We start from the raw sequence: 21,733 nt of genomic DNA, 5'->3' as shown, positions 1-21,733 counted from the left end.
TCGCCCCGCTTGTCTCCCCCGGGGCGGTGGGCCAGCGTGCGTCGATCGTGTGATGAAGGGGAGAGCAGAAAAGGTCGATCTCCATGGGTTACAAGGTCGCCGTCATTGGCGCCACCGGCAATGTCGGTCGTGAAATGCTGTCCATCCTCGCAGAGCGCGGTTTTCCCGCTGACGAGGTCGTGGCGCTCGCCTCCCGCCGTTCGGTGGGCCAGGAAGTCTCCTTCGGCGACAAGACGCTGAAAGTGAAGGCACTGGAAGGCTTCGACTTCTCCGACACCGATATCGCGCTGATGAGCGCCGGCGGAAACATCTCCAAGGAGTATTCGCCGAAGATCGGCGCCCAGGGCTGCGTCGTCATCGACAATTCCTCGGCCTGGCGCTACGATCAGGACGTGCCGCTCATCGTGCCGGAGGTCAATCCGGACGCGATCGAGGGCTTCCGCCGCAAGAACATCATCGCCAACCCGAATTGCTCGACCGCCCAGCTCGTGGTCGCGCTGAAGCCGCTGCATGAGGCGGCTTCGATCAAGCGCATCGTGGTGTCGACCTATCAGTCGGTCTCCGGCGCCGGCAAGGAGGGCATGGACGAGCTCTTCGAGCAGTCGCGCGCCGTCTTCGTCGCCGATCCGGTCGAGAAGAAGAAGTTCACCAAGCGCATCGCCTTCAACGTCATCCCCCATATCGACGTCTTCATGGAAGACGGCTCCACCAAGGAAGAGTGGAAGGTGATGGCCGAGACCAAGAAGATGCTCGACCCGAAGATCAAGGTCACCTGCACGGCCGTGCGCGTACCGGTCTTCATCGGCCATGCGGAAGCGGTGAATATCGAGTTCGACAAGCCGATCACGGCGGACGAGGCGCGCGACATCCTGCGCGAGGCGCCGGGCTGCCTCGTCATCGATAAGCACGAGGACGGCGGTTACATCACGCCCTTCGAATCGGCCGGCGAGGACGCGACCTATATCAGCCGCATCCGCGAGGATCAGACGCTGGAGAACGGTCTCAACATCTGGGTCGTCGCCGACAATCTGCGCAAGGGCGCGGCGCTGAACACGATCCAGATCGCCGAACTGCTGATCAATCGCGGTCTTTTGGAAAAGCGCGAAGCCGCCTGAGACACGGACACCGATGGTCGGCGCGGAGCCCCGCTCCCGCCGACCTCGTTTGCTGCCGAGCCCCGCTTTGGATCATCTCGCGGCCCTTTCCGGGCTCTTTGCCAGCGCCTTCCTCGCCGCGACCGTTTTGCCCGGCGCGTCCGAGATCGTGCTCGTGGCGATCCTTGCGGAGGGTGCGGCCGACCCGGTTGCAGCGGTGCTCGTTGCCGGTATCGCCAACACGCTCGGCTCGATCACCAATTGGGCGCTCGGCCGCTTCTTTCTGCGCTATCAGGATCGGCGCTGGTTCCCCGTGCCGAAATCCGGGCTCGACAAGGCGGCCAGCATCTTCAATCGCTGGGGCGTCTGGAGCTTGCTTCTGGCCTGGTGGCCACTGGGCGGCGACGCGTTGACGGTGGTCGCCGGCCTCTTGAAGGTGCCGCTTTTGACCTTCACGCTTCTCGTCGGTTTCGGAAAGCTCGTCCGCTACGCCCTGGTGGCCCTGGCGACTTTGGGGTTTATCGGCTAAACCGCCGCTGTTGCTGATCGGCAACATCATTCAGCTGCCGTTCAGTCGGCAATCCCTAGCCGTATTTGCGACAAGAGCGCCGATTAGTGGCGCCCCAAACCCAAGCCGACACATGAAGGCGCTGCGGCAACGCCCGGGCGCCGACCCCCACGCTGGAGCATCGGATCGCATGAAGAAACTCGCCCTCGCTTTCGCGCTGACCGCCGCCTTCGCCGGCTGCACGACCGACCCCTATACCGGCGAGGCGCAGCTCTCCAACACCGTCGGCGGAGCGGGTCTCGGCGCGGGTCTCGGCGCTGGTGCCGGCTATCTCATCGGCCGGGCGACCGGCGTCGATGCGGGCCACGCAGCGCTTGTCGGGGCCGGCGTCGGCGTTCTGACCGGCGGCTCGATCGGCGCCTATATGGACAATCAGGAGGCCAAGCTGCGTGCCCAGCTGCAGGGAACCGGCGTCTCGGTCACCCGCGCCGGCGATCGCATCATCCTCAACATGCCGTCCAACATCACCTTCCCGACCGACCAATCGTCGATCCTGCCGGGCTTCTATTCGACGCTCAACTCCGTCGCTCTCGTCTTGAAGGAATACGACAAGTCGATCGTCGACGTGTATGGCCACACGGACAGCCAGGGCTCGGACGCCTATAATCTGACGCTGTCCCAGCGCCGCGCGAGCTCGGTCAGCCAGTATCTGGCGAGCCAGGGCGTCGATCCGCGCCGTCTGAACACCCAAGGCTTCGGCGAGAGCCGGCCGGTCGCTTCCAACGACACCGAAGCTGGCCGCGCCGCCAACCGCCGCGTGGAGGTCTCCATCTCGCCGCTCACCTCTGGCTGACCAAGACGGCAGGCGCCGGCTGTCCGCAATGGATGGCCGGATCCGCTCTGGGTCTCGCGGAGCCCCGATACGCGAAAGGCGCGCATCCTTCTCGGATGCGCGCCTTTCGCGTTTCGATTGCGGCCCGTTCGTCGACGAGCGGGCGAGACCGTCAGTAATTGCGGCCGATATAGCCGCCTGCGACCGCGCCGCCGACACCGCCGACCACGGCGCCGCCCGTGCCGCCGACCGCATCGCCGATCACCGCGCCAGAGGCGCCGCCGATCGCCGCGCCGCCAAGCGTGCGCTGGGTGCGGCTGCAGCCGACGGAGACCGCGAGGGCTCCGACGAGAACGAGACTGACGAGAGAGCGGGTGATCATGGGCATTCCCTTATGTCGGGGCCGTCGCGAAGCACGACGTCTTGGTTCATAAAAGAGCGCGAGGCTGTTATCATAATCCAGCCTTAACGAGCTCTAAGCAAGTATGAATGAGGATAAGGACTGAAAGGCTCCCCGGATAAGCGAAATTTCCTGTGATCTGCCGGGCTTTCACATCTTGCAGCTGTCATGCGCTATCCCCATCTGCGGCCCGGCTGGAAGTAACTTAGCGATCCCGCTTTCGACCGTAACGCCGGGCGGCGCGCAGTTGGTTCCAAGGACAGGTGATTTCGTTGATCCGGCCCGGAATTCCGGGTGGTCTTGAGCCGAAATCGCTTGCGCTGCCGCGAAGGCAGGTTTATAACACAAGCCACTCTCCCTTCGGCGAGCCGTTGAGTCGCATCCGCATTTCGCGCCGATCCGTTCGACTGCCCCGCGCCCCACATCCCATTCAGCGTCGCGCCCCGACCGTTCCTAACTGAAACGACCCGCGCGACCGCACCCAACCCTTCCCTAGAGTTAATCTAAGATACAACATGAAACTTCAGGACCTGAAGAACAAAAGCGCTCCCGAGCTGATCGCATTCGCGGAGGAGAACAACGTCGAAAACGCCTCCGTCCTGCGTAAGCAGGAGCTGATGTTCGCGATCCTCAAACAGCTGGCCACCCAGGAGGTGGAGATCGTCGGCGAAGGTGTCGTCGAGATCCTGCAAGACGGCTTCGGCTTTCTTCGCTCGCCGGAAGCGAACTATCTTCCCGGCCCGGACGACATTTATATTTCCCCCTCGCAGATCCGCAAATTCCAGCTGAAGACCGGCGACACGGTCGAGGGCCCGATCCGTTCGCCGAAGGAAGGCGAACGCTATTTCGCGCTTCTCAAGGTCAATACGATCAATTTCGACGACCCGGAGAAGATCCGGCACAAGAGCCATTTCGACAATCTGACGCCGCTCTACCCGAATGAGCGCTTCCGCATGGAGCTCGAGGATCCGACCTCGAAGAAGGACATGTCGGCCCGCGTCATCGATCTCGTCGCCCCGCTCGGCAAGGGCCAGCGCGGCCTGATCGTCGCTCCGCCGCGCACGGGTAAGACGGTTCTTCTCCAGAACATCGCCCATTCGATCACCGCCAACCATCCCGAATGCTATCTCATCGTGCTGCTCATCGACGAGCGGCCGGAAGAGGTGACCGACATGCAGCGCTCGGTGCGCGGCGAGGTGGTCTCTTCCACCTTCGACGAACCGGCGACCCGCCACGTTCAGGTGGCCGAAATGGTCATCGAGAAGGCCAAGCGTCTGGTCGAGCATGGCCGCGACGTGGTCATTCTTCTTGATTCCATCACCCGCTTGGGCCGCGCCTACAACACGACCGTCCCCTCCTCGGGCAAGGTGCTGACCGGTGGTGTCGACGCCAACGCCCTGCAGCGGCCGAAGCGCTTCTTCGGCGCAGCGCGCAATATCGAGGAAGGCGGCTCGCTGACCATCATCGCGACGGCGCTGATCGACACCGGCTCGCGCATGGACGAGGTGATCTTCGAAGAGTTCAAGGGCACCGGTAACTCGGAAATCGTGCTCGACCGCAAGGTCGCCGACAAGCGCGTCTTCCCGTCCATGGATATTCTCAAGTCTGGCACCCGCAAGGAGGACCTCCTGGTCCCACGCCAGGAGCTGCAGAAGATCTTCGTCCTCCGCCGGATCCTCGCTCCCATGGGCACGACCGACGCGATCGAGTTCCTCAACGACAAGCTCAAGCAGACCAAGAGCAATGCGGACTTCTTCGATTCGATGAACACCTGATCAAACGCTATCTGGCCGATCAGGCCGCGTGGGCGTCTCGAAATCCGTCGACGCGAAGCGATCGAATGGATTTCGTATTGAGCTCTGGTCTGAGCGCATTTCGATCCGAATGAAGACGAACCAAGAGACGCCGGGTGGAGCCGATCCACCCGGCGTCTTTGCGTTCGGCCATCCTCTTCTATTGAGCGGCGACGGCAATCCCGTCCTGCGCACAAGCGATAGGCGTGAAGAGCTCCATCGGGTCTTCGACGCCGGCAAGGCTGTGAATGCCGATCGTCCGCCAAGCCTCAGGCAGGAGGCCCGCGACCTCGGCCGTCGCCAGAATGTTCGGCCTCACTCGCTTGGTCAGCTTTTCGATACGTTCGACTTCGGTGACGGTCGAGCCGATGACGGTGAAGGCGAGGCGTTCGGGAACGCCGATATTGCCGAACACCACCTCGCCGAGATGAAGACCGATGCCGAAGGCAATTTCCCCCTTGCCGGCAGCCCGGTGCCGCTCATTGGTCTCCTGGCGCATGGCAAAGGAGCGCTGCGCGGCGCTCACCACCTTTTCGGCGAGCGCGCTAAGATCGGTTTCCTCATTGACCGGAAAGATGACGAGAACGGCATCGCCGATAAAGGCGAGGACTTCACCGCCGGCCTCGATGGCGGGGCGGGCGGCGCATTCGAAATAGGCGTTGAGGAGACCGAGAAAGTCGTCGCTTTTGAGGCGCGCTGTGAGGCGTGTCGAATCGCGCATGTCCGAATACCAGACGAGCGCACGGGTCGTTGTCCCGTCGCCCAGCCGGATCTTACCGTTCATGACGCTTCGGCCGGCCTTCTGTCCGAGATAGGTCTCGACGATATTGCCGGTGATCTGGGCCTGGATGATCGATTTGCAGACCAGAGCGAAGGTCTGCTGGATCTGTTGCAGGACGTCGATATCCTCGTCGGTGAAGCCGCTCTCCCGGTCTGTGCCCCAGATGACGAAGATGCCGGCGATGCGCGAATCGGCGACGAGCTCGGCCTCGACGAAGGCGGTCTTGAAGGCGATGTAATCGGTCAACCCCTTCTCCGCGAGATCCTTCAGCAGGGGGAAGTCGACGACTTTGCCGGGGCCGGAGAGGCGCCGGCGCAGGATCGGAATGCCCGCCTCCAACATGAAGGCTAGCGGGCTCTGCTGCCAGGCCTCGCTGTTCTGATCCTGATGATGGAAATATTCGACGGCCGCCGGTCCCGTGCCCCGGTCCCAGCGCACCATCTCGGCGCGAAAGAGCGGGTGAAGCGTCGGCCAGTTGAGCCGGGCTCGCGCGATCGGAATGCCGATGCCGGCCAGACGCAGGCAGAGTGTTTCGAAGACGTCGCGAACGCTCGGCTGACCGAGCGCTTCGCGCAGGAGCCACTCTTCGACCTGATGGGCCAGTCCCGTCATGACGAACCTTTCGATGATCAGACCGGGATATTATCCGCCCCAACCTCGATCGTCAGCCCCGTGCGCGCCGCGATCGCGCCGGCAAAGCGTGCCTGTGCCTCCCGCTCCAGAGCCTCCAACGTTTCGTCTGTATGAAGAACGTCGTGATGGAAGAGGACGAGTTGGCGTATGCCCGCGGCCTCCGACAGGCGCACGCCCTCCTGCCAAGTGGAATGGCCGAAGCCCACATGGCGTTCGAAGGTCTCGTCCGTATAGGTCGTGTCGTAGATCATCACATCCGCGTCCTCGATCAGATCGAGAATGCCCTTATCGGGCTGGCCCGGCACGTGCTCGGTGTCTGTCACATAGCAGAGGGACCGGCCTGCATAGTCGATGCGGTAACCGACCGCCCCATTCGGATGGTTCAGTTTCACTGTGCGCACCGCGATACCGTCGCCGAGGTCCAGCGTTTCGGGAGGCGAAAAGTTGCGATAGTCGATCTTGGCGGCGAATTGCTTCGGCGTCACCGGGAAATAGGGCGGGCACATGAAGCGCTCGACCATCTTGCGGCAGCTCGTCCCCGCGTCCAGATGGCCGGCGAAGATCCGGGCCGTGACATGATCCTTATAAAGCGGGATCACGAAGGGCAGGCCCATGATATGGTCGAAGTGGCAATGGGTGAGGAGGATGTCGAGATCGTTGACATGGGCCTCATAGAGTTTTCGCCCGCAGCCGACGATGCCCGTTCCGGCGTCGAGAATGATGGTCCGTTTGCCGCATGTGACCTCGACGCAGCTCGTGTCGCTGCCGAACTCCCGGTTCGGGCCGGCGGGTGCGGCGATCGAGCCGCGCGCGCCCCAGATGGTGGCGGAAAACCGGCTCATTGGTCCTTGTCCCGTGGCGTGCCTTCACTCGCCTGATTGCGTGCCCGCGCCAGTTCCTCATTGGTGCGCGACAGGCGAACGGCGAGGCCGCGCATGACCTCCGTGCCGATCTCGGGCAGCTGGGTGACGAGCTGGAGAAAGGCATCCTTTCGGATGCGCAAGGCCGACAAGCGCGTTTTGGCGGTGACGGTCGCCGTGCGCGGCACGTCGCAGAGAATGGCGATCTCGCCGACCACATCGCCGGTCTTCAAATGGGCGACCACATAATCGCCGGCTTCCGTGGCGATCGAGACGTCGGCCTCGCCCTCGGTCAGGACATAGGCGGCGTCGCCTGGATCGCCCTGGCGGCAGAGCACCTGACCGGCGCGATAGGCGACCTGATCGGACGTATAGGCGATGAGCTTGAGGCGAGCCGGCTCGATGCCGGAAAAGAGTGGCACCGATTTCAGGAGCTCGATCTCTGATTTCAGCATGCAACGCTCCCATTCGCCTCTCGGCCACCGCGCCTTGTCTGTGCGGCGGCTGCGGCTCTGTCATTCATCGCGACCCCGTCCCTCATGCGCTTTCGGCCAGTTTCGGCTCGGCATCGTTGGCGGGCTCGCGCATGCGCCCCTCCACGAATTCGAGCGTTCTGTCGAAGAGAGCCGACTGTTCGCCATGGCTCAAGACCCAGACGACCGTTTGATCAGGAATATCCAACGTTTGGCGGGCTGAAAGCGTTCGCTCGATGATCGCGCGCTGGCTATGGCCGTCCAGCGCCGAGAGCGGACGGTTGAGCACGAGAAGATCGGCGCGCTTCAAGAGCGCCCTTGCCAGCGCCAGCTTCTGCTGCTGGCCGGCCGAGAGCCGCTTGGCGCCCGAACCGATATCGAAATCGAGGCCGATCTCGAAGACGAGTTCGGACAGGCCCGTCTCGCGCAGCGTCTCGACGAGAACCGTGTTGATGCGGCCGGCCGCTTCCGCATAACGGGTCACGACACGGCCGAAGAGAATGTTGTCCTGAACCGTGGCGGCGGGATTGATCGCATCGGGCCGATGGACGGAGACCGCCGCGCCGACGCTGCCGAGCGCTTCGGCTTCGGCGTCCTTCAGGAACCGCGCGCGGGCCGAAAGAACGTGTTCGCGGATGTCGTCGCTGAGAAGCCCGAGGCGATGGCGCGGTTCCACATAGCCGAAGGCAAGGCGCTGGAATGCCCGGCGGTCTTTTTCCGAAACGGCGCCGTCCATGGCCGAGCGGCGGAGGGCCGCGCGATACATGTCGACCTCGTCCGGGCTCATCAGGTCGAGATTGTCGAGGAGAGGATTGTCGGGGGAGAGATCGCCGAAAATGTCGATCAGCGTCTCGGCGATCTGGCGGCCCATAGCAAGCAGCGTCTCGTCGAGGCCGGTTTCCGTCAGGAGGGCGCGCATTTCGGGCCGGGCCGGCAGCGGCTGTCCGTCGTCCTCGAAATCGGGCCGTGCGATGCCGAAAACGAGGTTTTCCAGAACCGTCGCATAGGCCGAATAGCGTGCCGGATCGAAGCTTTCGAAATAGTCCTCGTCGCCGCCTTCCTGCAGTCGCTCGCGAAAGCGGTTCCGCGCATCGAGAATGCGGCCAGCGACCTCCTCCTGCATCGGCTCGGGAACGCGGCTTCGAAGGCCGAGCCGGGCGACTTCGATCCGCATGTCCGCAATATCGAGCACTTCGGCGAGGCGCCGGGACAACTCCTCGGGCCCCGATATGCCGGCCGCCTCGTAATCCACCCAGTCGTCGCGAATATCGAGATCGAGATTGCCGGCGAGCCGCGCCTCCAGAAGGCGCTTTTCCTCTTCGCGCCCCTCCCGCGTCTCATGACGCAAGGGTACGTGTTTCAGGCCATAAAGCAGCGCGTCACGGATCGTGCCTTGCGCGAAGTAAAGGCCCGAGGCCGAATAGGCGAGGCGTCGGCCGAGCACGCTTTCGGGCAGAGCGTCGAGGGACTGGCCGTCAAAGGCGATGCGCCCGCCCGACGTCTCGGCGAGCCGGACCAGGGCGTCGGCGAAATATTCGGCGCCGCCGGCGACTGGTCCCACAAGGGCGACGGTTTCGCCGCGCTTCAACCTCACGCTCGTCGGCTGGAGGAGCTCGTTGCCGGAATCGTCGGTGACCTTGAGGCCGGTCACGGCAATGTCCTGGCCGAGCTGCGGCGGGCGTTCGAAGCTAACCTTCTGGACGTTCGGGTCGACCAGGTCCGGCATGGTGAATTGCTCGCGGATCTGGGCGTATTTCGACTGGACGTCGACCCGGTATTGGTCCCAGGCGATCAGCTCCTTGAGCGGGGAGGGCAGGTCCTTATAGGCCGCGATGACCGCGACGAGCTGGCCGATATCGAGCCGGCCCGTGATGACGAAATAGCCGCCGGCCAGATAGAAGATGAACGGCGTCATCTGGGCGAGCAGATTGTTGAGGAAGTTCACGAAGAACTTCCATTGGAAGAAGTCGTAGCGAATTTTCAGAATCTTGCCGAGCCGGTCGCCGAGCTCGGCCCGCTCGTAATTCGACGTATCGTTGGTGCGGATCGAGGGAATGCTCTCGACCACTTCGCCGATGCGGCCCGACAGGATGCGCGCCGTGATCTGTCGGGCCCTTGCCAGGCGCACGAGGCGTCGGCGCATGCGCGGAATGAGAAGAAGCTGAACCCCGACGACGGCCGCCGCCACGGTGCCGAGCCAGACATTCTGCAGGATGATGAAGACGAGGGCCGTGCCGGCCTGGCTGAGAAGAAGGGCCGGGTCGGCGAAGGCCGAGCCGCCGAAGCCGCCGACGGGCTCGGTCTCGTCCTTGATCATGGACGCGATTTCGGGCCCGCGCACCTGCTTGAACCGGCCAGTCGGGAAGCGCAGCACGCGGTCGACCAGCTGATAGCGCAGGCGCCGCAAGAGCCGCTCGCCGAGCCGGCCTTTGTAGGTCGAGATGTAGAATTTGAAGAGGCCGTTGACGACGACGAAGAAGAGGAAGGTAAGGCTCAAGGCAAGGAGAACACCGAAGCGGTCGAGCTCCACGCCATCGAAGAGCTGGACCGAGCTGCCGCCGAGAAAATCCGGCAGTGTGATCCAGGTCTGGAAGAGCGTCTGGGTCTCGCCCGGCGCCCACTCGCCCTGGATCGGCCCGTTGACAATGCGCTTCGGCAGATCGAGCGTCAGATAATAGAGCGGCAGGGAGACGGCGAGGACGGCGAAGAGCCAAAGCTGCTGGCGCCGCGTGAAATGCCAGACATAGCGGAAGATCGATGCGTGAAGATCGTCCCGAGGCTGGGCCATGGTCAGTGTCCTTCCGGCCCGGAGATAGCGGCTCTCGCAACGAGGTCGGTCCCGGCTTCGAGCCAGGTGGGGGGGAGTGCGAGATGGGCGGCGCGAACGAAATGGTCGGGGCCGGCTTCGATCAGCGGCGGCGCCGGCTCGCCCTCGGTGATGGTGAAGGGAGCCGGCCAATTGCGTCGGCGCACCTTGCCGACCTTGGGAAGGTTCTCGAAATCGAGTGGGCGCTTGGGATCGGCATGGGGCACGGCGCGCATCAGGAGCCGCGTATAGGGATGGAGCGGGGCGCGAAATAGCGTCTCGCGCGGCGCCGTTTCCACCACCATGCCGTCGCACATCACGATGATCCGGTCGGCGAAATGGTTCACCACCGCCAGATTGTGGGTGATGAAGAGATAGGTGAGGCCGGCGATCGATTGGAGATCCTTCAGAAGGTTGAGGATCTGGGCCTGGACCGAGACGTCGAGGGCCGCGACCGGCTCGTCGCAGATGAGAAGCTCCGGCTCCAGTGCGAGGGCCCGCGCGATGCCGATGCGCTGGCGCTGACCGCCGGAGAAGGAATGGGGATAGCGCGAGGCGTGGCTCGGCTCGAGCCCGACGGCCCGCAGAAGCCTTTCGACGCGCATCCGGCGCTCAGGCCTGTCGCACAGATCGTGGACCTCGAAGGGCTCGGCGAGGATCGCCCCGACCGTCATGCGGGGATCGAGGGAGGAGAACGGGTCCTGAAAGACATATTGCATGCGCCGGCGGGCCGGAAACAACGCCTCGCGGCTGGCGGCGACGAGATCGAGCGGGCCATCCGGCCCATGGAGGACGATCTCGCCCGAATCGACGTCCACCGCCCGCATGAGCGCCCGAGCCAAAGTCGTCTTTCCGGAACCCGATTCGCCGACGAGGCCGACGCTTTCGCCGCGAAGGATGGTCAGCGACACGTCGTCGAGCGCGTGAATATGGCGGGTCGGCGCGCGGGCAAAGAGGCGCTTGTCGCCGCGCAAGGAGAAGCTCTTCTTCAGATGGCGGACTTCAAGAAGCGGCTCGCCTGCCGCCCCGACCGGCTTTCGGCCCATCAGCGCCGCCGGATCGATGGTGATCTCGCGGATCGGCGTCAGTCGGCGGCGCTCGCCCATGCCGAAGTCGGGCACGGCTTTCATCAAGGCTTTCAGATAGGGGTGACGCGGCGCGCCGAAGATCGCATCGCGCCCGCCCGCCTCCACCACCTTGCCGTGATGCATCACCACGACCTCTTCGGCGAGATTGGCGACGACGCCGAGATCGTGGGTGATGAGCAGAACCGCCATGTCGAGCGTGTCCTGCAGATCGCGCATCAGTTTCAGGATCTGGGCCTGGAGCGTCACGTCGAGCGCGGTCGTCGGCTCGTCGGCGATCAGAAGCGCCGGCCGGCAGACGAGCGCCATGGCGATCATGGCGCGCTGGCGAAGGCCGCCGGAGAGCTCGAAGGGATACATCTTCAAGGTCCGCTCGGGCTCGGGAAAGCCGACGAGCCGCAGGGTTTCCTTGACCTGTTCGCTGATCTCCGCGCGCCCGCGCCGCTTATGGACCCGCAAGGGCTCGCCGAGCTGGTCGCCGATCGTGTGAAGCGGCGAGAAGGCGGTCATCGGTTCCTGAAACACCATGGCGATCGATCGGCCGCGCACGGAGCGAAATTTCGGCGAGGCGCGTGGCAGGCTCGCAAGATCGAGAGGGCCAAGATCGGGATCGTCGAAGAGAATGCGCCCCGAAGTGACGACGGCGTTCTTGGGCAAGAGGCCGAGAATCGCCTGGGAGGTAACCGACTTGCCCGACCCCGATTCGCCCACAAGGGCGACCGTGCGCCCACGCTCGATCCGCATCGACAAGCCGTTGACGGCCTTGACGGTGCCGGCCATCGAGCGGAATTCCACCGACAGATCCTCGATCGCCAAAAGGGCGGGGCGGGCTGAAGACGCCGCCGTCCCGCTCGGCGTGTCCCGCTCCAGAACCAAGGCCTCGCTCGTCACGCTCAACCGACCCTCCGCTCGCCTTTGGGTGCCGACAAAGGCGAGGATATCCCCGACATGGTCGCTGGTCTCTCCGTCAGCGGCCGGCATCGGGGCAGGACGCTAGCAGCCTCCGCGCCACAAAGCGACGGGAATTACGCTCCGTGCGAAGCGCGACCCGCAATTCGTCAGATGGATTTACGATTTAACGTATACATTGACAGGGCTTTCGACCCCACGGATAGTGACGTCCAGCGCGGCCTGACGGTGCGCCTATCGCCAGCCGATCGCTCTCGGGAGGCTTCTCGGCTCGAGAAGGAGAGCGAATCGTTCGGCTGCGCGTCTTGAGACAAACGGGCGCCTCAAGCGCCCTCATGGCCGGCTTCCGTCTGAAGTCCGGCCCCCATGGGAGGAGACAATCCATGAAACGCCGCACACTCGTTGCGATGGCCGCGGCCCTCTGCGCCTCGACCCTGATGGGCGCGCCTGCCGCTATGGCGCAGGAGGACTATCCGAGCCGACCGATCACCATGATCGTGCCCTGGGGCGCCGGCGGCGGCACCGACGCGGTCGGCCGCGTCTTCGCCTCGCTGCTTCAGGAAGAGCTCGGCGTGCCGGTCAATGTGGTCAACCGCACGGGCGGCTCGGGCGTCGTCGGCCATAGCGCCATCGCCAATGCCGAACCGGACGGCTACACGATCGGCATCATGACGATCGAGATCGACATGATGCATTGGCAGGGCCTGACCGACCTCACCTATGAGGACTACGACATTCTCGCCCTCGTCAACGCCGATCCGGGCGGCGTGATGGTCTCGGCCGATTCGGAATATCAGACGGTCCAGGACCTCCTCGACGCCATCAAGGCTCAGCCCAAGGGCACCTTCAAGGCATCGGGCACCGGCCAGGGCGGCATCTGGCATCTGGGCCTCGCCGGCTGGCTTCTGTCGGAAGGGCTGGAGCCGGACTATGTGACCTTCGTGCCGAGCCAGGGCGCGGCCGCGGGTATCACCGACATGGTCGCGGGCGGTGTCGACATCGTACCGTCATCGCTTGCCGAGGGGCGCTCGATGATCGACGCGGAGCGCGTGCGGCCTCTCGCCTCCATGTCGGCCGAGCGTCAGGAGATGTTCCCGGACGTGCCGACGCTGAAGGAGGGCACCGGGTCTGACTGGACGCTCGCGGTCTGGCGCGCGGTGGTCGGCCCCAAAGGGCTGCCCGAGCCGGTTGAGCAGAAGCTCACTTCGGCGATCGAGAAGGCTTACAATTCCGACGAATATCAGAGCTTCATGAAGGAGCGCGGCTTCGGCGTTCGCTGGGCCCCCGGGGAAGAGGCCACCCAGATCATCGCCGAGGACGACAAGAATCTCGGCGAGGTCATGAAGAAGGCCGGTCTGGCGGCTCAGTAAAGGACCGAAGAGGCGGGGTGCTTTTGAGCGCCCCGCTTGCCCACGCGCTCGCCTCATGGGACGGCGCTTTGGTCCGATGGCATCGGGTGGAAACGGCGGACGATCGGTCGAAGCGTTGAGACCGGTCGTCAACTTCGGCTCATAGAGCTACGACATTCAGACATCCTGCGAAGAGCCCTTATTCCATGGCTTTGCGACCGACCGTGATCTTGACGACGACCTTGGCGACTTGTCTCAGCTGCCGGCAGCAAGCACCGACGACTTCTCCCCCTGGGGGAGAAGCCGAAGCGTCCAAGGTCGGGTCTTAACCGCCAGCGAGATAATGTGTGAATCTCGTAGGCTCGAAGTCGGGGGGACCATGCCGTCACCATCCGAACCGGCATTCGGGTCGAGGAAAATCCAGGCGAAAGACCGCAGTCGTTGAGCGTCTTGAACGGCGTTCGAGGAATGGGTCCTAAGGCCCTGACGGGCCGAGGATGACGACCGGTCTCATATGCTTCGATCAATCGCCCACTCTTTCGAATTGACGCAATAAGACTGGCCCCTGCACCGCCGAGAACGGCCCTCTGCCGAAAAGCGGGCACCCACGGAACCATTCGATGAAATTCAACGACCTCCTCCTCGGCGTCCTTGTCCTTCTCGGAGGGATTGCGATCTATGTCTCGGCGATCGGCTTTACCGCCATTCCGGGCCAGGCCTATGGTGCGGGGACGATGCCCCGGGCGATCGCGGTCTTCGCCGTCGCGCTCGGCCTCTTCATGATCGTCGCGAGCTTTGTCCGAGGCGGGCGCATGCCGCGCCTCGACCTGGCCGATTGGGCGAAATCGGGCAAGGCCTGGTTCGGCCTTCTCGTCGCGATCCTCATGGTCGTCTTTTATATCGTCGCGGCGCCGCTGATCGGCTTCGTGCCGGCCTCCATCGTCGTGATGATCGTCATGATGCTCGTTCTGGGCACGCGTCCGGTGCCGGCCATCGCCGTGTCGATCCTCGCCTGCGTCGTGATCCAGCAGGCCTTTGGTCGTCTGCTCCTTGTCCCGTTGCCGCGCAGCGAATTGCTTGGTTTTCTCTGGTAGGTTGGAAGGCTCGTCAATCTCATGTCCGTCTTCGCCGACGCTCTCGGTCTTGTCTTCCAGCCTTATGTTCTGCTCGTCATCTTCGCCTCGGCCGCCTTCGGCATGTTCGTCGGGGCGATCCCTGGCCTGACGGCCACCATGGCGACCGCGCTGCTGGTGCCGGTCACCTTCTTCATGGACCCGGTCCCGGCGATCGCCGCCATCGTGACGGCGACCGCCATGGCGATCTTTGCCGGCGACATTCCCGGTACGCTCTTGAGAATGCCCGGCACCCCGGCCTCGGCGGCTTATGTGGAGGACGGCTACCGCATGACCCGCTCGGGGCGGGCGGAGGAGGCGCTCGGCGCCTCGCTGGTCTTCTCCTCGATCGGCGGCATCTTCGGCACGATCGTTCTCATCACCGCTTCGCCGGCACTCGCCGAAGTCGCGCTGAAATTCTCTTCCTTCGAATATTTCTGGCTGGTCGTCCTGGGCCTGTCCTGCGCGATCTTCGTCTCGCCGGGCTCGGCCTCCAAGGGCATGATTTCATTGATCATCGGCCTCTTCGCCGCGACCATCGGCATCGACAATCCGGCCGGCCAGCCCCGCTATACCTTCGGCAATGTGGAGCTTCTCGCCGGCATCCAGTTCATCCCGGCCATGATCGGCCTCTTCGCCGTCTCGGAAGTGTTCCGCGCCGTCGTCCACCGGGCTGGCGACAGGCCACCCATGGAGCCGGGCGGGCGCAAGGGTGTTTTCGGGGTCCAATGGGCCAACATCAAACGCTATCCGGCCCAGGCCTTTCGCGGCTCGATCCTCGGCACGGCGATCGGCGCGCTGCCGGGGGCGGGCGCCGATATCGCCGCCTGGATCTCCTATGCGGTGTCTAAGAAGTTCTCCAAGACACCGGAAAAATTCGGCACCGGCCATGTGGAGGGCCTCGTCGAAGCCGGCGCCTCCAACAATGGCGCGGTCTCGGGCGCCTGGATTCCGGCGCTCGTCTTCGGCATTCCCGGCGATTCGATCACCGCGATCGTCATCGGCGTTCTTTACATCAAGGGCATCAATCCGGGGCCGACCGTCTTCATCAACGATCCGCAGCTCATCTATGCGGTCTTCATCGTCTTCTTTCTGGCCAATATCATCATGTTGCCGCTTGGCTGGGCGGCGATCAAGGGCGCCCGCACCATCCTGTCGATCCCAAGCCGCATTCTAATGCCGATCATCTTGATGTTCTGCATCGTCGGCTCCTTCGCCATCAACAACACGCCCTTCGGCATTCTCTTGATGCTGATTTTCGGCGTGCTCGGCTTTCTCATGGAGGAGAACGACATTCCGATCGCGCCGGCGATCCTCGGCCTCGTTCTCGGGCCGATGCTGGAGCAGAACTTCGTGACCTCGATGATCAAGGCCGATGGCGACTTCCTCGGCTTCTTCGAACGGCCGATCGCCGCCGGGCTCGGCGCCTTCACCATCGCGGTCTGGTGCATCCCGCTGGTGCTTTATCTGATGCGGAGGAGGAGCGCCGAGCAGACGGTTTGAGCACCGATGCGGGTGGGGCCCCGATTGTGACCGAAAGGACAGTGGACAGCCCATCTTTGTGCGGCTACGATTCCCTATCTGCGATGGCGGTTTGCTCCTCCCTGTCTGGCCGCCTTCGACGAGGGGCGTCCGTCCTCCCGGGCGCCCCCTTTTTCTGATGATCGATCGGACCAGCGGGTGACGGCTCTCGCCGTGGCAGTTTCTACCGACAGCGAGAGGCGTCTCGATCCGCAGGATACCGAAATTACTCGGCCGGGAAGACGACGCCGCAGGCGACGCGGTCACCGGCCGCGCCGGCAGGCTGCGAGCGATAGTCGTCGGCGCCGCCATGGACCATCAGGGCCGAGCCGTCGGAATCGTCGAGCGGCGCTTCGCCGCCTGTCAAGGTGACCATCGGATTGAAGGTCGAGAACTTTGCCGAGCCGTCCTCGCCCACGGTGAAATTCGGCATGTCGCCGGCATGGGGACCGTTCTCGGTCAGATAGCCATGATCCTTGTCGGTCGGATTGTAATGGCCGCCGGCAGCCGAGAAGTCGTCGCCGCACTGGCCGGTCTCATGGATGTGGAAGGCATGAACACCGGGATTGAGGCCGGTGAGCTGGGCCTCGAAGAGAAGGCCGTGCGGGGTCGGGACGATCGAGACCGTGCCGCGATCGGAGCCGTCGGGTGCCTTCATCTGGATGCTCTTGGCCGAAGACATGTCGGTCAGCCCGGAGTCTTGGGCAAGAAGCGGTGTGGAGGCGAGGGCGGTGGCGCAGAAGGTTGCGAGGGCGAGACGTTTCATGGGTCGTCCTTTCAAGCGGTCAGGGTTCACGTTCCCGAAGAGCCGCACTGGCTCTCAAAGGGATGTCGAGGGTGCAACCGGCCGAGACCCTTCGACGTTCCGCAGAAAATCCGGCGCGGCACCTGGTTTTCGGCCCTTTCGGGATGACGATCCGGTGAGGCGTCGGGCTTTCTCAAGGCTGTGAAGGGGCGCGAGACGGACCATGACCAGACGCAGATGGCGGCGAGGGCTTCAGATCGGAATTGGCGGCGCGACGGCGGCGGTCATCGTCACAGGCGTTGCGGTGGCTCTCGTCGGGCCGGCGCGGATTTGGAGCTCCATCGCAGGTCCGGCCGATCAAGGGCCCGTCGACTTCGACCGGCTCGCCCGCAGCCCCTATCCGAACGATGCGCTCGCCTGTTCACGAGGCGTCTGCGGTGAGGCGGCCGAGATCGTCCTGCCGGTCTACGCTGCACAGCCCGACACCTTACTGGATCGGCTGGACGCGGTGATGTTCGACGGCCCCTTGTCGGGGGACGCCGAACGGGTGGATGACGGGACCGATCCGAAGCGTCGGCGCTATGTGGTGCGCACGAAGCTCATGCGCTTTCCCGATACGCTGAACGCCGAAGCGCGCGCCACGGACGGTGGCACCGCGCTTCTCCTTTATTCGCGCTCGCTTCTTGGGCGCGGCGATCTCGGCGCCAATGCCGAACGCCTGAAGCGGATCGCCGTCGTGCTCGAGGGTGCGTGATCCGCGGCGACAGCCAAGACGTTCGACGACCTTTCGAACCTCGTCTCTTCCTGATTCCCGTCAGCTTTTCGGCCAGTCGGCCGGCCAAGCTTCCGGTCCCCCCGCATAATCGCCGTCGCAGTCGGGCTTCGAACGCGATTGAAGAAGGACGAAGCCGCCGACGGGGCCTGCGCCTTCCGACCACTGCCAGCGATCATAGGAACCGCAATCGCCCAGGCCGCGTCCTTTGAAGAAGGCGGTGAGCGTCTTCGTCCGGTCGTCCCAGGAGACGTTCCAGGCGCCGGTGACGGCGATCGGGCCTTCCGGCGCCATGTCGGGCAGGGGCACCGGCGTCACCATGCCGCCGGAATCGAGGAACATCTCGTAGTAGAAATTATAGGCACCGGGGCTGCCGCAAACGAGGCCGAAGAGGCGCGAACTCTCGACGGTCGCCGAGAAGCCGAGCGGTTCGGGCGTGAAGCTGCCGAAGGAGGCGCAGTCCGAGCCGCTCTGTTCCCAAGCATCGCGCACCGGCGGTGGCAGATCGTCCGGCGTCTCGATATCGTCAGGCAGCAGCGAGACGTCGCGCGCCGGCTCGTCGCCCTTGGCCGCAAGCGCGGTGACGGTCCCGTCGCGCCTCTGGGTCTCGTCGAGAAAGAGGAGCGAGGCCGCAAGGCCGGACAGCGAGAAGGTCTGGGTGAGGGTCTCGGCTCCTTGTGGGAAGGAGACGGTCATCTCGCTCCCGTTGCGCATGACCGGTAGGATCGTCTCGGCAACCATGGCGGCCTCTGTTTCGAGCGCGCCGCTGTTGCTGACGGTAAAGGCGTCGGCCGAGAGTTCACCCGCCGGCTTGCCATCGACGGCGAAGGTGACCGGGCCGCTCGCCGGCCCGCCGCTCGACGTGTTAAGGATGAGACCAAGCGGCGCGTCCGCCGCCTTGCCGCGCGTCAGCGAGAGGCCATAAATGCCTTCGCCGCCATCGGAGACGCTCGCCGAACAAGTGAGCCCCTCGCTGCAGGTGACCGCCCAATCGCGAAATTGGCGGAAAGTGTCGGCCTTGGTGCCCGTGGCGGTGATGAGAACGAGGCCGAGCGCGGCCGAGGACAATGCGCGTTCGAGCATGGAAAGGCTCCTTTCTGCGTCGGCGTCACGATGGCCGAGGATCGGCGCGAACCAAAAGGCGCTAGGTTTCGGCAAGGCTCGCCGAGGGATCGCGTCCTGAACGATCATGTCAGATCAAACGCCTGTCGGCCATCGCAGCATCCGCTTCGCTTTCGGGGATGGGGTTGGCGGCAGAGGCGTGGTATCGCCGCCGGGCCAGGCCGCCCAGTGCGCTTCGACCTCTCTCCTTTCCTTGTCCGCCAAACAGGTTGGTCACCCCATGAAACGCACGACTGCCAATCTTCTCCTTCTGACGGCCGGTGCCGTCTGGGGCATGGGCTTCGTTGCGCAGGCAACCGCGATGGAGTCGGTCGGGCCCTGGACCTTCATCGCGGCAAAGTTCGCCCTGGCCGCGCTTTCCGTCTTGCCCTTCGCGCTTGCCGAAGGTCGCCAGGCGGCGACGCCGCTGGCCCGGCAAGCCTGGGTGGCCTTCGTGGTCATCGGCCTGTTCCTGTTTCTCGCCTCGATCACCCAGCAGATCGGCATCGTCTTCACCAGTGTGACCAATGCCGGCTTCCTCACCGGGCTCTATGTGGTCCTGACGCCGATCCTCGGCTTTGTTCTGATGCGGGCCCGTCCTCATCCGATTGTCTGGCCGGCCGCCCTCGCGGCGTTCATCGGCATCGTGCTTCTCTCCGGCGGAAGCATGACCGGCATCAATCGGGGCGATGTCTGGATGATCGTCTGTGCCGTGTTCTGGGCGGGACAGATCCTGCTCGTCGGCCGCTATGCGCTCTCCTCCGGTCGCCCGCTCGCGCTCTCCTGCGTCCAATTCGCCATCTGTGCCGGCTGCTCGGCCCTCGGAGCCTTCCTGCTAGAGGCGCCGAGCCTCGATGCGATGGCCGGCGCGTGGCTGGAAATCGTCTATGGCGGTGTCTTCGCTTCGGGTCTCGCCTTCACGCTCCAGACCATCGGCCAGCGCTACACCACCGCCGCCCAGGCCGCGATCTTCCTCTCGTCCGAAGCACTCTTCGCGGCGCTTTTCGGCGTGCTGCTCCTCGGTGAGCGGATCGGCCCGTCAGGCCTCTTCGGCTGCGCACTAATCTTTGCGGCGATGCTGGCGGTGGAACTCGGGCCGATCTGGTTGCGGCGGGCCTAGCCCGGCTGATACGCCGCCATCCCTTTGCCCCATGCCGGTTCTGCATCGCAGATCAGCGTATTATCGAAGCGGCTGGCCTCGAAGGCCCCTTCCGGCTTAAGGACGTCTTCGGTTGGGGATAGGTCTAAAGGGACTTCAGATGGACAAGAGCGACGAGTTGCCGAAGGGCGAGCTCACCGTGCGCATTCCGGCAATGCCCGGCGATGCCAATGCCAATGGCGACATCTTCGGCGGTTGGGTCGTCGCCCATATGGACATGGCGGCCGGCATTCGTGCGGCCGAGCGCGCACGGGGGCGCGTTGCCACCGTCGCCATCAATACGCTGACCTTCAAGAAGCCGGTGAAGATCGGCGACACGCTCTGCGTCTATACCTCGATCGAAAAGGTCGGCCGCACCTCGATCACCCTCGCCATCGAGGCCTGGACCCAGCGCAGGACTTCGCGGCGGGAATCCAAGGTGACGGAAGGCATCTTCGTCATGGTCGCGATCGACGAGGACGGCCGCCCCTTCGAGTTGCCCGCCGAGACATTGGGTTGAGCCTCGGCGAGGCTATCCGCCCCGCTTCATCGCTTGCGGGCCCGCGCCGCGCCATTGCGGCCTTGTCGATTTCCACGACGCTCAATTGGGCTTGCCTCTATTATGCCTTTGCCGCCCTCTTGCCGGAATGGGAGGCGGCGGAGAACTGGCCGAAGACCGGGCTAACGGCGGCCTTTGCCGGCGCCGTGCTTCTTTCGGCCCTGGCCGCGCCGGTGGTTGGGCGCAGGATTGATCGCGGCCAGGGTCCCCGCGTCTTCGTGCTGGCCGGCCTCTTCGGCGCGGTGATCCTGTCGCTCATCCCCTTCGCCCCGATTTTCCCGGTCTTTGCCGGGCTCTGGCTCTGTCTTGGCCTCGCCATGGCCGGAACGCTCTACGAGCCCTGTTTCGCGCTTCTGACGCGCGCTCTTGGAGCCGATGCCCGGCGGGCGATCACCCTGGTCACGCTCGTCGGCGGCTTTGCCGGGACACTCGCCTTCCCGCTCATTCACTGGCTAAGCGGCATTGGTGGCTGGCGATTGGCCTGCTGGTCGCTCGCCGCGATCCTCTTCTTCGTGGCGCTGCCGCTCCATTATTACGCCGCGCGTCGTCTGGAGGCGGCCGCAAGGCGACGGCCGGTCTTTGAGCCAACATCGTCCGCCTCCACCAAGGGAGGCACGAACCCGGAGGCGGTCCGGACGAAAGGCGCCTTCTGGGCGCTCTCGGCGGCTTTCGCCCTGGTCGGGGCCGGCCATGGGCTGATCATCAATCACGCGCTGCCGATGCTGTCCGATTTCGGCTTCTCGAGCGCCGAGGCCATTGCCACCGTGTCGGCCATCGGCCCGATGCAGGTTCTCGCCCGTCTTTTGCTTCTAGGCACCGAGCGCCGGCTGCCGGCCTCGATCGCGACGCTTCTGAGCTTCGTTGCCCTGACGCTCGCGGCGACCTGTCTCCTCTTCTCTGCCGGCTTTCTGCCGCTTCTCGTTCTTTTCGCGGCACTTCAAGGCTTCGGCTATGGCGCGATCAGCATCCTGCGACCGGTTCTCTTGCGCGAGACGATGGGCGAGGCTGGTTTCGGGGCGATCAGCGGAACGATGGCGGCGGTCTATGTGAGCGCCGTCGCGCTGGCGCCCTTCGCCGGCTCCCTGCTTTGGCGTGTGGGCGGTTACTCGCTGGCGCTCGGTGCCGTTCTTCTCGCCTGCCTTGCCGCGATGGTCTGTCTGAAGGCGGCGACGGGGCGAAGCGCCTCCGCATCGTGATCCAAAAAGGGGCCTTTGTCAGCCGGCAAGAGGATCTCGCAGAGGCGAGGCCTTGCAGGATGAGCG

Annotated in this window: 19 protein-coding genes; 11 read left to right on the top strand and 8 right to left on the bottom strand. The window is 64.4% G+C overall.

Features of this window, described 5'->3' with window-relative positions:
• Nucleotides 1-83: 83 nt before the first annotated feature.
• The 3 genes from B9A15_RS19340 to B9A15_RS19330 all read left to right on the top strand — a co-directional run bounded on the left by B9A15_RS19340 (nt 84) and on the right by B9A15_RS19330 (nt 2,455).
• Nucleotides 84-1,115, top strand: coding sequence for an aspartate-semialdehyde dehydrogenase (locus tag B9A15_RS19340; RefSeq protein WP_084412176.1), 1,032 nt, complete (start codon nt 84-86; stop codon nt 1,113-1,115).
• Between the two features lie 67 nt (nt 1,116-1,182).
• Nucleotides 1,183-1,623: a YqaA family protein gene (locus B9A15_RS19335; protein ID WP_084412200.1), complete on the top strand. Its 441-nt coding sequence runs from the start codon at nt 1,183-1,185 to the stop codon at nt 1,621-1,623.
• A 169-nt stretch (nt 1,624-1,792) separates the two neighbouring features.
• Nucleotides 1,793-2,455, top strand: a complete 663-nt coding sequence (locus B9A15_RS19330) for a YiaD family glycine zipper/OmpA-like lipoprotein (RefSeq protein WP_084412175.1) — start codon at nt 1,793-1,795, stop codon at nt 2,453-2,455.
• A gap of 151 nt (nt 2,456-2,606) precedes the next feature.
• Here B9A15_RS19330 and B9A15_RS19325 read toward each other — a convergent pair whose 3' ends face one another.
• The gene (locus tag B9A15_RS19325) at nt 2,607-2,816 is read right to left on the bottom strand and encodes a YMGG-like glycine zipper-containing protein (protein WP_084412174.1); all 210 of its coding nucleotides are present in this window, start codon (nt 2,814-2,816) and stop codon (nt 2,607-2,609) included.
• Between the two features lie 533 nt (nt 2,817-3,349).
• Between B9A15_RS19325 and rho the strand changes: the two genes are divergently transcribed.
• Entirely contained in the window at nt 3,350-4,609 is a 1,260-nt protein-coding gene (gene rho, locus B9A15_RS19320; RefSeq protein ID WP_084412173.1) for a transcription termination factor Rho, read from the top strand.
• Nucleotides 4,610-4,787: 178 nt separating this feature from the next.
• Here the strand turns inward: rho and B9A15_RS19315 are convergent, their stop codons facing one another.
• The 5 genes from B9A15_RS19315 to B9A15_RS19295 all read right to left on the bottom strand — a co-directional run bounded on the left by B9A15_RS19315 (nt 4,788) and on the right by B9A15_RS19295 (nt 12,156).
• Complete coding sequence (locus tag B9A15_RS19315; RefSeq protein ID WP_084412172.1) at nt 4,788-6,020, bottom strand: adenylate/guanylate cyclase domain-containing protein; 1,233 nt, start codon at nt 6,018-6,020, stop codon at nt 4,788-4,790.
• Between the two features lie 17 nt (nt 6,021-6,037).
• Nucleotides 6,038-6,883: an MBL fold metallo-hydrolase gene (locus B9A15_RS19310; protein ID WP_084412171.1), complete on the bottom strand. Its 846-nt coding sequence runs from the start codon at nt 6,881-6,883 to the stop codon at nt 6,038-6,040.
• Nucleotides 6,880-7,356: a cyclic nucleotide-binding domain-containing protein gene (locus tag B9A15_RS19305; protein ID WP_084412170.1), complete on the bottom strand. Its 477-nt coding sequence runs from the start codon at nt 7,354-7,356 to the stop codon at nt 6,880-6,882. Before B9A15_RS19305 ends, B9A15_RS19310 begins: the two co-directional genes overlap by 4 nt.
• An 82-nt stretch (nt 7,357-7,438) precedes the next feature.
• Nucleotides 7,439-10,162 (bottom strand): ABC transporter transmembrane domain-containing protein, encoded by a 2,724-nt coding sequence (locus B9A15_RS19300; RefSeq protein ID WP_084412169.1) that lies wholly within the window; start codon nt 10,160-10,162, stop codon nt 7,439-7,441.
• Nucleotides 10,163-10,164: 2 nt separating this feature from the next.
• Nucleotides 10,165-12,156 (bottom strand): ABC transporter ATP-binding protein, encoded by a 1,992-nt coding sequence (locus B9A15_RS19295; RefSeq protein ID WP_244557041.1) that lies wholly within the window; start codon nt 12,154-12,156, stop codon nt 10,165-10,167.
• 401 nt (nt 12,157-12,557) lie between these two features.
• On the opposite strand from B9A15_RS19295, the gene B9A15_RS19290 reads away from it, so the two are divergent.
• From B9A15_RS19290 to B9A15_RS19280, 3 genes are all read left to right on the top strand, one after another.
• Nucleotides 12,558-13,544 (top strand): Bug family tripartite tricarboxylate transporter substrate binding protein, encoded by a 987-nt coding sequence (locus B9A15_RS19290; RefSeq protein WP_084412167.1) that lies wholly within the window; start codon nt 12,558-12,560, stop codon nt 13,542-13,544.
• A 599-nt stretch (nt 13,545-14,143) separates the two neighbouring features.
• Entirely contained in the window at nt 14,144-14,617 is a 474-nt protein-coding gene (locus B9A15_RS19285; protein WP_084412166.1) for a tripartite tricarboxylate transporter TctB family protein, read from the top strand.
• A 21-nt stretch (nt 14,618-14,638) separates the two neighbouring features.
• Nucleotides 14,639-16,138 carry a tripartite tricarboxylate transporter permease gene (locus B9A15_RS19280; protein ID WP_084412165.1) on the top strand — a complete coding sequence of 500 codons (1,500 nt, stop codon included), beginning with the start codon at nt 14,639-14,641 and terminating at the stop codon, nt 16,136-16,138.
• A gap of 244 nt (nt 16,139-16,382) precedes the next feature.
• Here B9A15_RS19280 and B9A15_RS19275 read toward each other — a convergent pair whose 3' ends face one another.
• A complete protein-coding gene (locus B9A15_RS19275; protein WP_084412164.1) occupies nt 16,383-16,922 on the bottom strand; it encodes a superoxide dismutase family protein in 540 nt (179 codons plus the stop codon).
• A 202-nt stretch (nt 16,923-17,124) separates the two neighbouring features.
• Between B9A15_RS19275 and B9A15_RS19270 the strand changes: the two genes are divergently transcribed.
• Nucleotides 17,125-17,655 (top strand): DUF1499 domain-containing protein, encoded by a 531-nt coding sequence (locus B9A15_RS19270; RefSeq protein ID WP_084412163.1) that lies wholly within the window; start codon nt 17,125-17,127, stop codon nt 17,653-17,655.
• Nucleotides 17,656-17,715: 60 nt separating this feature from the next.
• Here the strand turns inward: B9A15_RS19270 and B9A15_RS19265 are convergent, their stop codons facing one another.
• Nucleotides 17,716-18,756 (bottom strand): DUF1176 domain-containing protein, encoded by a 1,041-nt coding sequence (locus tag B9A15_RS19265; protein ID WP_170923370.1) that lies wholly within the window; start codon nt 18,754-18,756, stop codon nt 17,716-17,718.
• Nucleotides 18,757-19,015: 259 nt separating this feature from the next.
• Here B9A15_RS19265 and B9A15_RS19260 point away from each other — a divergent pair, with 259 nt between their 5' ends.
• The 3 genes from B9A15_RS19260 (at nt 19,016) to B9A15_RS19255 (ending at nt 21,667) form a co-directional block, all read left to right on the top strand.
• The gene (locus tag B9A15_RS19260) at nt 19,016-19,894 is read left to right on the top strand and encodes a DMT family transporter (protein ID WP_084412199.1); all 879 of its coding nucleotides are present in this window, start codon (nt 19,016-19,018) and stop codon (nt 19,892-19,894) included.
• A 139-nt stretch (nt 19,895-20,033) separates the two neighbouring features.
• Nucleotides 20,034-20,432, top strand: coding sequence for an acyl-CoA thioesterase (locus B9A15_RS23065; protein ID WP_170923369.1), 399 nt, complete (start codon nt 20,034-20,036; stop codon nt 20,430-20,432).
• Nucleotides 20,429-21,667 carry an MFS transporter gene (locus B9A15_RS19255; RefSeq protein ID WP_170923368.1) on the top strand — a complete coding sequence of 413 codons (1,239 nt, stop codon included), beginning with the start codon at nt 20,429-20,431 and terminating at the stop codon, nt 21,665-21,667. The genes B9A15_RS23065 and B9A15_RS19255 overlap by 4 nt, the downstream gene beginning before the upstream one ends.
• Nucleotides 21,668-21,733: the final 66 nt, after the last annotated feature.

This window comes from Fulvimarina manganoxydans, assembly GCF_900176465.1.
Classification (GTDB): Bacteria; Pseudomonadota; Alphaproteobacteria; order Rhizobiales; family Rhizobiaceae; genus Fulvimarina; species Fulvimarina manganoxydans.
The sequence above is the reverse complement of the archived record's forward strand: the minus strand, read 5'-3'. Positions and strand labels throughout refer to the sequence as shown.